This window comes from Amycolatopsis sp. GM8 (assembly GCF_021653975.1).
Taxonomy (GTDB): Bacteria; Actinomycetota; Actinomycetes; order Mycobacteriales; family Pseudonocardiaceae; genus Amycolatopsis_E.
Window position 1 is genome coordinate 87,460 of record NZ_JAJKFK010000006.1, and the last position, 14,797, is coordinate 102,256.

The window sequence follows — 14,797 nt, forward strand, 5'->3', positions numbered from 1 at the left end:
GAGTGGGTGGCCCGCACCCACTTCGAGGTCGAAGGAGCGCCCCTTGGCACACCGTTACCGCATCGCGGTCATCCCGGGCGACGGCATCGGCCGGGAGGTCGTCCCGGAGGGGCTGCGGTGCCTGCGGGCGGCCGCCGAAACCCACGGGTTCGAGCTAGAGACCACCGAGTTCGACTTCGCCTGCGCCGACTACTGGCTGCGGCACGGCGAGATGCTGCCGCCGGACTGGCGGGAGGTGCTCGGTGGTTTCGACGCGATCTTCTTCGGCGCGGTCGGCTGGCCGGAGGTGGTGCCCGACCACGTGTCGTTGTGGGGCAGCCTGCTGCGGTTCCGCCGCGAGTTCGACCAGTACGTCAATCTGCGGCCGGTCCGGCTGCTGCGCGGGGTCCGCAGTCCGCTGCGTGACCGCGAGCCCGGGGACATCGACTTCCTCGTCGTCCGCGAGAACACCGAGGGCGAGTACTCCAGCGTCGGCGGCCGGATCTTCGAGGGCACCGAACGTGAGACGGTGCTGCAGGAGACCGTGATGACCCGGACGGGAGTGGACCGCGTGCTGCGCTACGCGTTCGAACTCGCCGCCGCCCGCCCGCGCCGGCACCTCACGTGGGCGACCAAGAGCAACGGCATCTCCATCTCGATGCCCTACTGGGACGAGCGCGCGGCCGCGATGGCCGAGCAGTACCCGCACGTGACGGCCGACAAGGACCACATCGACATCCTCACCGCCAAGTTCGTGCTGCGGCCCGACCACTACGACGTCGTCGTCGCCAGCAACCTCTTCGGCGACATCCTCTCCGACCTCGGGCCGGCGTGCGCCGGGACGATCGGGATCGCCCCGAGCGCCAACATCAACCCGGACCGCACCTGGCCGAGCCTGTTCGAGCCGGTCCACGGGTCCGCCCCGGACATCGCCGGACGGGGGATCGCCAACCCCGTCGGGCAAATCTGGAGCGGCGCGATGATGCTCGACCACCTGGGGGAGTCCGCCGCGGCGGCACAGGTCGTGACCGCGATCGAGAACGTGCTCGACGAGCAGCCGGAGGTACTCACCCCCGACCTCGGTGGCGCCGGGACGACCGAGGGGCTCGGCTCGGCGATCGCCGCCGAGATCGCCGCCCGGCGCACGGAAGTCGCGGTGTCATGACCGGCTTCGACCCGATCGGCCTGGAAGTCCGCTGGGACCGGCTCGCCGCCGCGACCGACGAGGCCGCGTCCACCATGCTGCGCACCGCGTTCTCGACGATTATCCGCGAATCCAACGACTACACGGTCGTGCTGATGGACGCCCACGGCCGCACCATGGCCGAGTCGCGGGCGGGTATCCCCGGCTTCGCGGCCCTGATGAGCTCGCTGACCGCACTCGTCCTGGAGCGGTTCCCGGCTGCGGAGTGGCGGGACGGCGACTGCGTCATCACCAACGACCCGTGGATCGCGACCGGGCACCTGCCCGACATCGCCATGATCACCCCGGTCTTCCACCGGGGAACGCTGGTCGGCTACGCCGGGACCGCCGCGCACTCCCCGGACATCGGCGGGACCCCGTCGATGGGCAGCGCGGACCTGCTCTCGGAGGGCATCCTGATCCCGCCGCTGCGGCTGTTCCGGGAAGGCCGGGTCGAGCAGGGGGTGAAGGATTTCCTGCTGGCCAACGTCCGCCTCGCCGGCCAGGTGTGGGGTGACCTGGAGGCGCAGTCCGCCGCGCACGCGGTGTGCCGGCGGCGCGCACAGGAGTTCCTCGACGACTTCGGCGAACCGGACTTCGAGCGGTTCGCCGCCGAGGTGCACGCCGTGACCGATGCCGCGATGCGGGCGGCCGTCCGCGAGCTGCCCGACGGCGTCTACCGGGCGGGTGTCGACGCCGACGGCATCGAGGGGCACCCGACGCACATCGAGTGCGCGGTCACTGTGGACGGTGACCGGATCGGGATCGACTACACCGGGAGCTCCGCGCAGGTGCCGTTCTCGACCAACTCCACGCTGAACTACACGCGCGCCTATTCGGTGTACCCGCTGAAGATCCTGCTCGACCCGGCCACGCGCACGAACTGGGGTTCCTACCAGGCGATCGGCGTGACCGCCCCGGTGGGCACGATCGTCAATCCCACGTTCCCCGCGCCGGTCGTCGCCCGGCATCTGACCGGGCACCTGCTCTCGTGCGCGATCTACCGCGCGCTCGCGCCGGTACTGCCCGGCTCCGTGATCGCTGACAGCGGGGGAGCGCCCGCGCTCCGCGTCCGGTTCGCCGGCGTCGACGACGCCGGCCGTCCCTTCTCGCAGATGCTCTTCGCCAACGCCGGCATGGGAGCTTCGCGGGACAAGGACGGCCTTTCCACGACGGCGTTCCCGACCAATTCCGGCAGTGGCAGCATCGAGGCCCTCGAAGTCGCGTCCCCGTTGCGGTTCGTGCGCAAGGAATTCCGGGCGGGCTCCGGCGGTCGGGGGCGGCGCCGCGGCGGTCTGGGTCAGGACGTGGAGGTGCACAACCCGACCCGCCGTCCGGTCCAGCTGGTGCTGCTGGGGGACCGCGAACGGCATCCGGCCCTCGGGCTCGCGGGCGGGGAGCCGGGGGCGACGGCACAGGCCGTGCTGGATTCCGGCGAACGCGTGCCGTTGAAATCGATCTCGCAGCTGGCGCCCGGTGCCTCCGTCGTCATCTCGTTCCCCGGCGGGGGCGGGTTCGGCGCGCCGGAGGACCGGGAACCGGACCTGATCCTGGCCGACGAACTCGGCGGATACACACCCGGGGAGAGCGCATGAGTCGCACCGTCCGCATCGGCGTGGATGTCGGCGGCACGTTCACCGACCTGGTGCTGCACGACCCGGCTCGCGGCCTGACCTGGCCCGGCAAACTGCCCACCACACCGCACGCCCCCAACGAAGCGATCACCGCGGGTATCGCCCGCCTGCTGGCGGAAACCGCCACGCCGCCCGGCGATGTCGCCGGTGTCGTGCACGGCACGACGCTGGTGACCAACACCGTGCTCGAACGCACCGGCGCCGTCGTCGGGCTGCTGACCACGGCGGGATTCCAGGACACCCTGGAAATGGCGCGCGAGATCAGGTTCGACACCACCGATCTGCTGGCCCGCCCGGCAACCCCGTTGGTGCCACGGCATTTGTGCCGCGGGATACCGGGCCGGATCGCGGCTGACGGAACCGAACTCCACCCGCTCGACGAGGACGCCGTGCTGGCACAGGTGCGGGACTTCCTGGACCGGGGTGTCGAGGCGGTGGCGGTCGCGTTCCTGCATTCCTACCGCGACGACAGGCACGAACGGCGGGTGCGGGAGCTGCTCGCGCGGGCCCATCCCGGGCTGCCGGTCACGATCTCGAGCGCGGTCGCCGGCGTGGTCGGCGAGTACGAGCGAGCCAGCACAGCCTGCCTCAACGCCTATGTGCAGCCGCTGATCTCGCGCTACCTCGACGCGCTGGACGGCGACCTGCGCGCGATGGGCATCGACGCGCCGCTGCACGTGATGCTCTCCGGCGGCGGGGTCACGAGCTTGGCCGACGCGAAGGAGTTTCCCGTCCGCCTGCTCGAATCCGGCCCGGCGGCCGGCGTCATCGCTGCCGCCGCGGTGGCGCGCCGGCTGCGGGAACCGGACGTCATCTCGTTCGACATGGGCGGCACCACGGCCAAGATCGCGATCGTGAGCGGCGGCGCGCCGCGCCGCAAGCACGACTTCGAGGCGGGCCGGGTCGACAAGTTCAAGCCGGGCTCGGGACTGCCGGTCCGGCTGACCGTCGTCGACATGATCGAGATCGGCTCGGGCGGTGGGTCGATCGCCGCGCCGGACTCGCTGGGGTTGCTCAAGGTGGGCCCGCGCAGCGCCGGGTCCGTGCCGGGTCCCGTCGCCTACGGCCGGGGCGGCGAGCAGCCGACCGTCACGGACGCGGATCTCGTGCTCGGCCACCTCGCCCCGGCCTCGTTCCTCGGCGGCGAGATGCGGCTCGAGACGACCGAGGTCCACAAGGCGATCGACCGCGAGGTGGCCGAACCACTCGGCCTCGACCGGATCGATGCCGCCTCGGGCATCGTCGAGGTCGCCACCGCGAGTATGGCGGCCGCGGCCCGGATGCACCTCGCCGAGCACGGCCGGGACCCGGCCGGTTTCGCGCTCGTGGCGTTCGGCGGGGCGGGTCCCGTGCACGCCTACGGCCTGGCGAAGCAGTTGAAGATCACCAGGATCGTCGTCCCGATGCGCGCGGGAGTCATGTCCGCGTACGGGTTCCTCGTCGCCGCGCCCACGGTGGACCAGGCGCACAGCCTGCCCGCGGCGCTGACCGAGGTCGACTGGGATCGCGTCGCGGCCGTGTACGACGAGCTGGCCGCGCGCGCCACGGCGGTGCTGGAACCCGTTGACGCGCAAGCGATCCGCCTCCGGCGCACGGTCGACATGCGGTACCTGGGCCAGGGCTTCCCGATCGAGGTCCCCTTCGGCGAGGAGGACTTCGGCCGGGCGGACATCCTGCGGGACGCGTTCGACGCGACCTACCGGGCGACCTACGGGCGCTCCCTCGACGGGCCCGCCGAAGTCGTCAATTGGCGGCTCTCGGCACACCTGCCCGGCCACGACGTTTCCCTTGCGTGCGAACCGATCGAGGGCGACCCGAAGCTCGGTACCCGCGACGTCTGGATCCCGGGCCACGGCTGGCTCGAGGCCACGGTGTGGGACCGGTACCGAATGCGGCCGGGAACGGAGATCACCGGACCCGCCGTCTTCGAAGAACGGGAGTCCTCGTGCTGCTTCGGGCCGGAGTGCCGCATCCGCGTCGACCCCGATCTGACGCTCCTCGTCGACCTCGGGCAGTGATCGCCCGAGGTCAACGGGCCATCGGGGCCGACGTCGCCGGCTTCGTGGCCCCGGCGAGCAGGTCCCCGAGCCCGCCACGGGCGTCCTCGATCACGATCGCCTCGGCCGCCGCCGAGTCGCGTACCCGCAGCGCGCGCACGAGCGCGCGATGGCTTGCGTACCGGTCCAGGCCGAACGTGTCGTCCTGGTTGATCCGCTCGATCAGCCTGGACCGCCGCTCCGACCAGGAGAACACCCGGGTCTGGTCGAGCAAGCGCACGAGCACCGGATTGCCGGCGCACGACTCGACGACGTCGTTGAACCGTTGCATGGCATCGAGGAGCCGGCTCAGATAGCGCGACACGTCCTGCCCGGCCTGGTGGCGTTGCTTGACGACGATCAGCAGGTCGTCGGCGTCGTCGAGGATGGCGTCGAGCTGGTCCAGTTGCGCCGGGCTCGCGTGCCGGGCGGCGAAGCGGGCCACCATCCCGCGCAGCGCCACCTCGACCTCGGCGAGGTCCTGGACCGCGATGTCCCCGAACGACGTGACCTTGACGGTCCGCGGGCCGGTGCGTTCGAGCAGGCCGTCCTGCTCAAGCCGCCGGATCGCCTCGCGGACGGGCGTCGGGCTGACCGACAACCGCTCGGCCAGCCCGCGCTCGGTGACCTTCTGCCCTGGGCGCAGTTCACCGGTGGTGACCGCGTCTCGGATGGCGCGATAGGCGCGGTCGGCCAGCGTGTCGTTCGACATGGACTCAACAATATCTGCCATAGGAAAGTTGTTTGCCATAGTTGACCTTCTTGCTATAGCAAAAGTACTGTGATGGTCGCCACGACGACGGTGAAGGGACGGTGCCGAGATGACGACGACGACATCGCAGCGCACGCGAACGGGGCGGATCACGTTCTTCGTGGCACTGGCGGTCTTCGCCCAGGAGTCGACGTGGAACCTCTACGACGCGCAGGTTCCGCCGCTGCTGCGGGAGCACATCGGCAGCGCGGCGCTGATCGGCCTGCTGATGGGCATGGACAACCTGTTCGGCATCTTCATCCAGCCGTGGATGGGCCACCGCTCGGACAACACCCGGACGTCGTGGGGCCGGCGCATCCCCTATCTCGCGGTCGGCATGCCGGTGGCGGCGCTGCTGTTCATCGCCATCCCGCACGCCGCGGGCTCGCTGCCGCTGCTGATCCTGGTGCTGTTCAGCTACGCGCTGGTCGCGAACTCGTTCAAGCCGATCGCCGAGTCCCTGCTCCCGGACTTCATCGCCGCCGACCGGCGGAGCCGGGCGAACGCCGTGGTCAAGATCGCCTCCAGCATCACCGTCATCGTCTCGGCGCTGATCAGCATCTTCCTGATCGACGACTACCCGAATCTGTCGTTCGTGATCCCTTCGGTCCTGATGCTGGTGTCCGTGGCCGTGCTCGTCGTGAAGGTGCGGGACAGCCGGTCCCCGGCCTACCAGGCGGCGGTCGAGGAGGACCGTGAGGGGCACGGTGAGGCGTCGCCCCGCATCCCGATGCGCCGCGTTCTGCTCGATCTCGTGCGGGACAGCGACCGCAGCAGGCTGCTGGTGATCGTGTCCATCCTCGCCTTCGGGAGCGCGTGGTTCGCCTCGCGCTCGCTCGTCACGAACTACGGGATCGAAACCCTGGGCATGTCGCGCGGCGACGCGGGCGGCCTGACGCTGCCCAGCGGGGTGGCCTTCATCGTGGCCGCCTACCCGGTGGCGAGGCTCGCCGAACATTTCGGCCGGCTGCGGGTGATCCTGGTGGGGATGGTGGTGTTCGCGGCCGCGATGGTGCTCGGCACCGTCGTGCAGACCCCTACCGGCGCCATCGTCGCCTTCTGCGTGGCGGCCGCGGGCGCGTCGGCGTTCATGGTCAACATGGCGGTCGTGCTCTGGAACCTCGCCCCCTCCTCCCGCCTGCTGGGCACCTACACCGGCCTCTACACGGTCGGCTGGGCCGGCGGCGGCTTCGTCGGCCCGGCGCTGGTCGGCGCCATGGTCGACGGGACGGGCTGGCGCTTCATGCTGCTCGACGTGGGGGCCGTGACGGTCGTGGCAGTGCTGGCGGTCGCCCGCGTCGCCATGTTGCAGCGGCGCCGGACCGACGGCCGCCAATTGTGAGTGAGGAACAGATGCCCCGAGTCCTGATCACCGCCGACTACCTGCGCGCCGGCGACGAGGTCGACCGGTTCCTGCGGAATGCGGGGCTGGAGACCGTGTACTCGCCCATGGTCTGCCGGCGTGATCCCGAACAGCTCGTCGCGGCGCTGGACGGGATCGACGCCGCCTTGGTGGCCAACGAACCGCTGACCGCCGATGTGCTCGCCCGCGCGCCGAAACTCCGGGTGATCGTGCGGACCGGCGTCGGGTACGACTCGATCGACGTCGCCGCCGCGGCCCGGCTGGGGATCAGCGTGAGCAACCTGCCCGGTATCAACGCCAACGCGGTGGCCGAGTACACGCTCGGCCTGCTGCTCGCCGGGGCGCGCCGGCTCGTGCAGTCCGCTTCCGGTGTCGCACAAGGGAAATGGCCACGCGAGGACGGGCACGAACTGCGCGGGTCGACCCTCGGCCTGATCGGGTACGGCGCCTCGGCGCGGGCGGTGGTGCCGCTCGCCCGCGCCTTCGGCCTTCGGGTGGTCTGTACCACTTCGGTGCCCGCGCGGCTGCGGAGCGACCCCGAGGTGCGGTTCGTGGAGCTGCCCGAGTTGCTGGCCGTGGCGGACTACGTCTCGGTGCACACCTCGCTCACCGAACGGACCCGGGGCCTGCTGGGCGAAGTCGAGTTCAAGCAGATGAAGCCGACGGCCCTGCTGGTCAACACCGCCCGCGGCCCGATCGTCGACGAGGACGCGCTCGTCGCGGCCGTGCGGACCGGGGAGATCGCGGGCGCCGCGCTCGACGTCGTCGGGACCGAGCCGCTCCCGCCCGGCAGCCCGCTGCGCACCGTGGACGGCATCGTCGTCTACTCCCACATGGCCGGGCAGACGGCCGAGGCACGAGCCGCCGCGGGCCGCGAAGGGGCCGCGGAACTGGTCGCCGCGCTCGAAGGCCGGGCCCGGTTCGTGGTGAACGCCGAACACGGAGAGAAATGAGGAACATGGACACCGAACCGGTGAAGTCCGTCCGCGTCCTGGCGCCCAGCGGCATGCTCGGCGCGGGCTGGGAGCACGCGACGGTCGAGCGCGGAATCGCCCTGGGCGCCGACGTGATCAGCATCGACGCCGGGTCGACCGACTCCGGTCCCTATTACCTCGGCGCCGCGACCCCCAAGACGACGGCCAAGGCGGTGGCCCGTGACCTGCGCAGCCTGCTGACGGCCGCCGCCGGTGCGGGCATTCCCGTGATCGTGGGTTCCTGCGGCACGAGCGGGACCGACAGCGGGGTCGACTGGGTCGCCGGGATCGCCGCCGAGGTGATGGCCGAAGAGGGCCTGGACCTGAAAGTCGCGAAGATCTACAGCGAGCAGAACGCGGCCGAATTGAAGGAGCACCTCGACGCCGGCCGGGTCCACCCGTTGCCGCCGCTGGGGGAGCTGCGGGCCGAGACGCTCGAAAGCTGCACTCACATCGTCGGCGCGATGGGGCACGAACCGATCGTCGAGGCGCTCCGCTCCGGTGCCCAGGTGGTGCTCGCCGGACGCGCGACCGACACGGCGGTGGCGGCCGCTTACCCGCTCATGAAAGGGATGCCGGCCGGACCCACCTGGCACGCCGCGAAGATCATCGAATGCGGCGGCCAGTGCACCAGCAACCCGCGGGCGGGCGGCGTCCTGGCCACCATCGACGCCGACGGCTTCACCATCGAACCACTCGACCCCGCGGCGGCGTGCACGCCGGTCACGGTGGCCGCGCACATGCTCTACGAGACCGCGAACCCGTTCGAGATGCGGGAGCCTGACGGCACCCTCGACGTCCGCGACGCGCGGTACGTCGCCGTCGACGACCGGATCGTCCGGGTCGAGGGGTCGCGGTTCCACATCGCCGACCAGTACACGATCAAGCTGGAGGGCGCCCGGATCACCGGCTACGAGACCATGTCCTTCACGGCGATCCGGGACCCGCTCATCCTCGCCGATATCGATGCCTGGGCGGACCTGATGCGCACGGTGATCACCGATCGGGTGCGTCAGACACTGGGGCTGGCGGACGACGAGTACGCCTTCGATCTTCGCCTCTACGGCCACAACGCCGTGCTGAACGAGCTGGAACCCGAGACCGGGCCGCCCCGCGAGGTCGGCGTGATGCTGCTCGTCAACGCGCTCGACCAGGCGACCGCCACGGCCGTCGCGAAGGTCGCCAACCCGCTGATGCTGCACCTGCCGACCCCGAAGATGGACTACCTGCCGAGCCTCGCGTTCCCGTCCTCACCGGCCGAGGTCGAGCGCGGCGCGGCGTACGAGTTCGTGCTGAACCACGTCGTCGACTGTGATGTCCCCACCAGCCTGTTCCGCACCGAGATGGGGGAGACCCGTGTCTGAGACGACCCTCGCGGACCTCGCGTACGAGGTCCGGTCCAAGAACGCCGGCCCGTTCTGGGTCACGATGGAACTGTTCCTGCGCGACGCCGAGGGCTACCGGATCGCCGCGGACGAGTCGCTGCTGAACGAGCACGTGATCGCGGAGCTCTACCGGGTCGAGGAGAGCACGGTCCAGATCTTCCGGATCCCGTCGCTCAATGTCGTGAAGATCTCCTTCCCCCGCCCGATCAGCCAGGGCTCGCTGCGGGACCGCGACATGCACGCCGGCCAGCACCACGTGCCGCTCGCGCGCCTGCCGATCAGGACCTGATCGCTTTCCTGTCCTTCGAACCGGCTCCTCGTGCCAAGATGGTGAGGACGGAAGGACACGCGCGTGGCCGGTTGGGATGGGCGGGGGTTGCCCCCCATTGCCGCGGACCGGATAGCGCGGGCGAAACGGTCGAACCTGCACACTTCGCTCCTTTCGGTGCCGGCGGCCGTCGCGGTGGAGAGCGCCGGATTGGATCCCGTGGGCGAGGCGATGGGATGTGTCGTCCAGCAGCGGCTGCCGCCGCTGGTGCTCACACCGCTGACCTTCAATGTGGATTACCGGCCCTATGTCCGGGCGTGGCGGGAGGGCTGGGACAAGGCGCTGAGCCGGTTACGTGAGGAGGCCGGCCTGCTCGGCGCCGACGGCGTCGTGGGGATCCGGCTGACCCGCCGGCCGATGGACGACCTGGTCGAGGAGGTCGTCGCGCTGGGCACCGCGGTCCGTGACCGCTCGGGGCGGCACCGCGGGCGGCCGTTCGCCACGACGCTGCCGGGTGCGGACGTCGCCAAGCTCCGCTCTGGTGGCTGGACCCCGATCGACGTGATCGCCGCGGTCGCCATGGGCGGTTTCTACCGCGACTACTCGTTCCGGCAGCAGACCTCGGTCCTTGCCGGCAACGGCGAGGTGGACTCGCTCACGACGATGGTGAACCAGGCGCGCTCGGCCGTCCGTGACGATTTCGCGCAGCAGCTGCGCGGCATCCACGCGCACGGGGGCATCGTCTCGTCGATGTCGGTCGAGACGATGCGCATCGAGGACAGCGGCGCCGGGGTGCGCGCGGACACCTTCGGCACCGCGATCGTTCGTACCGCACCGGCCGGCCCGGCCGGGGCACTCACGATCATGCCGTTGAAGGGGAGGAAATGACCCAGACCGACGGGCTGCCCGAGGACGCGCGGCGGCGGCTGGCCGAGATGCGGCCCGGCGAGTCGACCGAGCTGTTCACCTCGGACCTCAGTGTCAACGAGTTCCTGCTGGTGCGCGAAGCCGGATTCCGGCCATTGGGGCTGGTCCTGGGTTCGAGCATCTACCACGTCGGCTTCCAGCTGCGCCGGTGGGGCCGGAACCAGGAACTGACCACGCTTTCCGCCGCCATGTACCACGCCCGCGAGCTCGCCATGGACCGGATGGAGGCCGAGGCCGACCTGCTCGGCGCGGACGGGATCGTGGCCGTGCGGCTGGAAATCGACTTCAAGGAGTTCGGCACGGACCTCGCCGAGTTCATCGCTGTGGGGACGGCGGTGAAGGCCGAGGAACCGGGCCAGTGGCGCGACAACCGGGGCAAGCCGTTCACCTCCGACCTGTCGGGGCAGGACTTCTGGACGCTGGTGCAGGCCGGGTACGCGCCGCTGGGCATGGTGATGGGCTCGTGCGTCTACCACATCGCGCACCAGCGGGTGTGGCAGGCGCTGGGCAACATCGGCCAGAACGTGGAGATCCCGCAGTTCACCGAAGCCCTCTACGACGCTCGTGAGCTGGCGATGAGCCGGATGCAGACCGAGGCGGAACAGCTTGCGGCGGAAGGGATCGTGGGCGTGCAGCTGCTGTCGCTGCCGCACCGCTGGGGTGGTCACACCACGGAGTTCTTCGCGATCGGGACCGCGGTCCGGCCGTTGCGCCCGGATCACGTCATCGACAAACCGCAGCTCGTGCTGCCGCTGACCGACTGATGGCGGGCGACATGCTGGAAGTGCACCTGCTCGCGGCGGCGTTGCGGGCGGACCGGACCGACGTCGAGTCCTACGCGCGGATCCTGTCGGACACCCTCGGGCAGGCGCTGCCCGAGGGCATGGTCGAGGTGGAGCGCCGTCGGCGGCTGCGCGGTGACGGTGAGCCCGTCGCCGTGCGGGTGCTGGCGGCCGGGCGGGAACTGGAGCTGCGCTCGGCCCGGCGGGGCGGTGTGACCGCCGAGATCCGGCAGGTCGTGCACGGTGTCGTGATCAGCCGGCGCGCCGTCGGCGTCGACGAGTGGCTGGGCACACTCGCGGAGGAACTCACCCGGCTGGCGGAGCGCAACGCCACCGCCCGGGACGCGCTGGCCCGGCTCCTGGGCGGCTGAGTGCCGCGGGCGCGGTGGTCAGGCCGGGCGGAGCAGGTCGATGATTTCACTGATCGCCGGCCCTCGGGAACCAGATCGGATGGGCCGCGGCGAAGGTTTCAGGCCGAGGTCCAGCCGCTCGGCCGGATCGTCGACGCCTTCGAGCTTTTCGATGACCTGCGCGGTGAACCGCTGCCTGAACCTGTGGGAAGACCTGGTGCTCGTCGAGGTGGCCGACGTGGCCGGCCGGCCCGTCGCCCCCCGGAGTCGCCGGGTACAAGGTGCTGATCACCAACGTGGTCAACCGCGTGCAGCCGCTGATCCGGTACGAACTGTCCGACTCGGTCACCCTCACACCCGGCCCCGGCCCGGCCGGCTGGCCGTTCCACCGGCTGTCCACAGTGGATGGTCGCAGCGGCGACATCGTCACCCTGCCGGCCCGGGGCGGCGGAACCGTCCGGGTGCATCCGATGTCCCGGATCGCCTGAAGGCCGCCCTGGCCCGGGAACTTCGCGACGCCGGCGCGATCCCGCCACCGATCACCGTCACCGTGGTCGCGAAGATCGACCGTGATGGCGGGCACGCGGCCAAGTTCTACCTCATGGCCCCGCGGAGGTGAGCAGTCTTTACGTGTTCTGTGGGGGCGGTCCGGGGAAGGGGACTTCGGGCAGGGCCAGTGGGGCATCGGGGTCGAGCGTCAGGCCGTTCGTGAGCAGGGTTTCCGCCAGCAGGCGCCACACCCACCGGGTCAGGAGTGCGGAGAACTCCGGGTGGTCGAGGTCGCCGGGATGCTCGAGCCATTGTGTGGTGCTGGAGTCCACGAGGCCGACGAGCGCGAACGCGAGCGGTTCGGCCGCGCGGGTGTCCATTTCGAAGGCCTTATTGAACTGTTCGAACAGGTCGGTGAGGTAGCGCCCGATGGTGGTCTTGACATCGGCCGCGGCGCTGCGGCCGCCGGCAGTGCTGGTGAGTGAGTGCATGCTCAGGTAGCGGTAGAGGTGGCGGTTGGCCGACAGCCACGTGATGTGGGCGTCGATCGCCGTCCGGATCATCTGCATCGGCGTGCCGCGCAGGTTCCACAACTGCGCCAGTTCGGTGGTCACCAGGTTCACCGCGTGGCTGGCGATGGCCTGGTGCAGGTCGGTGGCGTCGGCGAAATGCCGGTAGAGCCGGGTGCGGGCCACGCCGGCTTCGGCGGCGATCTGCTCGGTGGACACGTCGGGCCCGTGCCGGGTGATCGCGCGCAGTGCGGCGTCGACGAAGTCGCGGCGGCGGCGTTCCCGTTGCCCGGCCCAGCGTTCGGCCCGGCCGTCGCGCGGGGTGGGCGGCGGTGGGGGCATACCCATAGTTTAGTGGTCGACCCATTAGTGGTACTGCGATGTACCTGATACATTGCTGCCCAGTCAGTTCGGTCGTGATGGGGAGACGGAGGCCGACGCGATGACGCATGCTGTGCGCGACACCGGGGATTCGGTGTTATTGGAGGCTGTTCGCGGGGGTGATCAGGAGGCGTTCGCCGAGTTGTTCCGGCGGCACGCCGAGGCGGCCGGCCGGCTCGCGTGGCGGTGGGCCGGCGGGGGTGTGGAGCAGCAGGAACTGGTCGCGGAGGCGTTCGCCCGGGTGCTGGCGGCGCTGCGCGGGGGTGGGGGCCCGAAAGAGAACCTGTTGCCGTATCTGCTGGTGACGATGCGCCATGTGGCGAACGACCGGTGGCGGCGGGAGCGGCGGGTCGAGCTCTACGGGACAGCACCGGGCGAAGACGATGTCCGTGATGCCGTGGTCGCTCGGCCCGACGACGTCGCGCTGCGACACTGCGACGCCGGGCTGGCGTCGGTCGCGTTCAGCGGCCTGCCGCCACGGTGGCGGACGGTGCTGTGGCATGCCGAAGTGGAACGCCGCGTGCCGGCGGAGTTGGCGTCACGGCTCGGGATCTCGCCCAACGCGGTCGCCTCGCTCGCCGTGCGGGCGCGCGAGGGACTGCGCCAGGCGTACCTGCAGGCCCAGGTCCCGGATGCCCGTGCGCTCGACTGCCGGGCGCCCCGGTTGCAGCTGGGGGCCTGGATCCGGGGCGCGTTACCCGCGCGCCGGGCCGGTGTGATCACCAGCCATCTCGCCGGTTGTGCCGACTGCCGCACGGTCGCCGCCGGGGTCCTGGACGCCAACGGCGGGCTGTGCTCGCCCGTGCTGGGTGATCCCGGGGCGCGATCGCGGGGACAGGATGGCCGGACGTGGAGTGGGAGACGATCCACGGTGCTGGAGGGAGCAGACAGATGAGTGTCACCGACCAGCCTGCCGGCAACACGCCGGCGGCCGCGAACACCGACCAGGACAAGCCGCCGGAGAGCGACGACGGGTGGCTCACCGAGCGGGCCCAAGAAGCACTCACCACGATCGCCGCACTGTATGAGGAAGCCGTCAGCACGGTGCTGGCCCCCGCCACACCACCGGGCGGCGGCGCGCACGGCGAGACCGGCTGGTTCGACCCGGGCACCGACGCCGGCAAGGACTGAAGCCGCTCAGAGCGCGCTGTCATCACGAAGTTCCCCCGCGGCCAGGAGGTCTTCTCTGGCGCGGGCCACACGGGACCGGATGGTGCCGACGGGACAGCCGCAGACCTGCGCGGCCTCCTGATAGGACAGTCCCAGAACCTGGGTGAGCACAAGCGTTTCGCGTCGCGCGGGGTCCAGGTCGGCCAGCAGTAGTTGGAGTTCGACGACGTCCTCGAACCCGGCCCCGTGCCGCGGCTGGTCGACCTGGTCCCACTCGCCGCGCGAGACCAGCCGTGGCCGTGACCCGGCGGCGCGGATGTGGTCGATGAGCACCCGGCGGGCAATGGACAGCAGCCAGGTCCGTGAAGACGACCGGCCGGCGAAGCGCGGCAGGCTGCCGAACGCGCGCAGATAGGTTTCCTGGGTGAAGTCGTCGGCGCGATCGGGGTCGGCGAGATGGGCGAGCAGGCGCCACACATCGGCCTGCGTCGCGCGCACCCAATCCGCGAGGGCACGCCGGTCTCCGCGACCGGCGGCGATGGCCAGCGCGGTGACCCGGTCGTCGTCTTCGCGTTCAATGCGCACGGGAATCCTCGTGATACGGCAACGTCTCCACCACCAGTCGGACGAGACGGGGTGCGAGTTCCCGCGGATCATGAAGAAATTTCCGGTGCGT

16 protein-coding genes are annotated in these 14,797 nt (G+C 70.8%); 13 read left to right on the plus strand and 3 right to left on the minus strand.

What is annotated here, in order from left to right:
• Window positions 1–43: 43 nt before the first annotated feature.
• Genes LOZ83_RS26775 through LOZ83_RS26785 form a run of 3 tightly spaced genes read left to right on the plus strand, consistent with a single transcriptional unit; the run spans window position 44 to window position 4,814 of the window.
• On the plus strand, window positions 44–1,144 hold the full coding sequence (locus LOZ83_RS26775) for a tartrate dehydrogenase (RefSeq protein WP_236794454.1): 1,101 nt from the start codon (window positions 44–46) through the stop codon (window positions 1,142–1,144).
• Window positions 1,141–2,757: a hydantoinase B/oxoprolinase family protein gene (locus LOZ83_RS26780; protein ID WP_236794455.1), complete on the plus strand. Its 1,617-nt coding sequence runs from the start codon at window positions 1,141–1,143 to the stop codon at window positions 2,755–2,757. Before LOZ83_RS26775 ends, LOZ83_RS26780 begins: the two co-directional genes overlap by 4 nt.
• Complete coding sequence (locus LOZ83_RS26785; RefSeq protein WP_236794456.1) at window positions 2,754–4,814, plus strand: hydantoinase/oxoprolinase family protein; 2,061 nt, start codon at window positions 2,754–2,756, stop codon at window positions 4,812–4,814. Before LOZ83_RS26780 ends, LOZ83_RS26785 begins: the two co-directional genes overlap by 4 nt.
• Before the next feature lie 10 nt (window positions 4,815–4,824).
• On the opposite strand, the gene LOZ83_RS26790 is transcribed toward LOZ83_RS26785, so the two are convergent.
• On the minus strand, window positions 4,825–5,544 hold the full coding sequence (locus LOZ83_RS26790; protein ID WP_236794457.1) for a GntR family transcriptional regulator: 720 nt from the start codon (window positions 5,542–5,544) through the stop codon (window positions 4,825–4,827).
• Between the two features lie 109 nt (window positions 5,545–5,653).
• Between LOZ83_RS26790 and LOZ83_RS26795 the strand changes: the two genes are divergently transcribed.
• From LOZ83_RS26795 to LOZ83_RS26830, 8 genes are all read left to right on the plus strand, one after another.
• Complete coding sequence (locus LOZ83_RS26795; RefSeq protein ID WP_236794458.1) at window positions 5,654–6,925, plus strand: MFS transporter; 1,272 nt, start codon at window positions 5,654–5,656, stop codon at window positions 6,923–6,925.
• Between the two features lie 11 nt (window positions 6,926–6,936).
• Window positions 6,937–7,899, plus strand: a complete 963-nt coding sequence (locus LOZ83_RS26800) for a phosphoglycerate dehydrogenase (RefSeq protein WP_236794459.1) — start codon at window positions 6,937–6,939, stop codon at window positions 7,897–7,899.
• A gap of 5 nt (window positions 7,900–7,904) precedes the next feature.
• Window positions 7,905–9,284 carry an acyclic terpene utilization AtuA family protein gene (locus LOZ83_RS26805; protein ID WP_236794460.1) on the plus strand — a complete coding sequence of 460 codons (1,380 nt, stop codon included), beginning with the start codon at window positions 7,905–7,907 and terminating at the stop codon, window positions 9,282–9,284.
• The gene (locus tag LOZ83_RS26810) at window positions 9,277–9,594 is read left to right on the plus strand and encodes a DUF4387 domain-containing protein (protein WP_236794461.1); all 318 of its coding nucleotides are present in this window, start codon (window positions 9,277–9,279) and stop codon (window positions 9,592–9,594) included. The genes LOZ83_RS26805 and LOZ83_RS26810 overlap by 8 nt, the downstream gene beginning before the upstream one ends.
• Before the next feature lie 63 nt (window positions 9,595–9,657).
• Window positions 9,658–10,461 carry a heavy metal-binding domain-containing protein gene (locus LOZ83_RS26815; RefSeq protein ID WP_236794462.1) on the plus strand — a complete coding sequence of 268 codons (804 nt, stop codon included), beginning with the start codon at window positions 9,658–9,660 and terminating at the stop codon, window positions 10,459–10,461.
• Window positions 10,458–11,264, plus strand: coding sequence for a heavy metal-binding domain-containing protein (locus LOZ83_RS26820; RefSeq protein WP_236794463.1), 807 nt, complete (start codon window positions 10,458–10,460; stop codon window positions 11,262–11,264). The genes LOZ83_RS26815 and LOZ83_RS26820 overlap by 4 nt, the downstream gene beginning before the upstream one ends.
• A gap of 11 nt (window positions 11,265–11,275) precedes the next feature.
• Window positions 11,276–11,653: a hypothetical protein gene (locus tag LOZ83_RS26825; protein WP_236794464.1), complete on the plus strand. Its 378-nt coding sequence runs from the start codon at window positions 11,276–11,278 to the stop codon at window positions 11,651–11,653.
• Between the two features lie 260 nt (window positions 11,654–11,913).
• Window positions 11,914–12,120 carry a hypothetical protein gene (locus LOZ83_RS26830; protein WP_236794465.1) on the plus strand — a complete coding sequence of 69 codons (207 nt, stop codon included), beginning with the start codon at window positions 11,914–11,916 and terminating at the stop codon, window positions 12,118–12,120.
• 138 nt (window positions 12,121–12,258) lie between these two features.
• On the opposite strand, the gene LOZ83_RS26835 is transcribed toward LOZ83_RS26830, so the two are convergent.
• Entirely contained in the window at window positions 12,259–12,972 is a 714-nt protein-coding gene (locus LOZ83_RS26835) for a TetR/AcrR family transcriptional regulator (RefSeq protein ID WP_236794466.1), read from the minus strand.
• A gap of 100 nt (window positions 12,973–13,072) precedes the next feature.
• Here LOZ83_RS26835 and LOZ83_RS26840 point away from each other — a divergent pair, with 100 nt between their 5' ends.
• Window positions 13,073–13,906 carry a sigma-70 family RNA polymerase sigma factor gene (locus LOZ83_RS26840; protein ID WP_236794467.1) on the plus strand — a complete coding sequence of 278 codons (834 nt, stop codon included), beginning with the start codon at window positions 13,073–13,075 and terminating at the stop codon, window positions 13,904–13,906.
• Window positions 13,903–14,142, plus strand: a complete 240-nt coding sequence (locus LOZ83_RS26845; protein ID WP_236794468.1) for a hypothetical protein — start codon at window positions 13,903–13,905, stop codon at window positions 14,140–14,142. Before LOZ83_RS26840 ends, LOZ83_RS26845 begins: the two co-directional genes overlap by 4 nt.
• Before the next feature lie 6 nt (window positions 14,143–14,148).
• On the opposite strand, the gene sigC is transcribed toward LOZ83_RS26845, so the two are convergent.
• Window positions 14,149–14,706 carry an RNA polymerase sigma factor SigC gene (gene sigC, locus LOZ83_RS26850; RefSeq protein ID WP_236794469.1) on the minus strand — a complete coding sequence of 186 codons (558 nt, stop codon included), beginning with the start codon at window positions 14,704–14,706 and terminating at the stop codon, window positions 14,149–14,151.
• Between the last annotated feature and the right edge of the window lie 91 nt (window positions 14,707–14,797).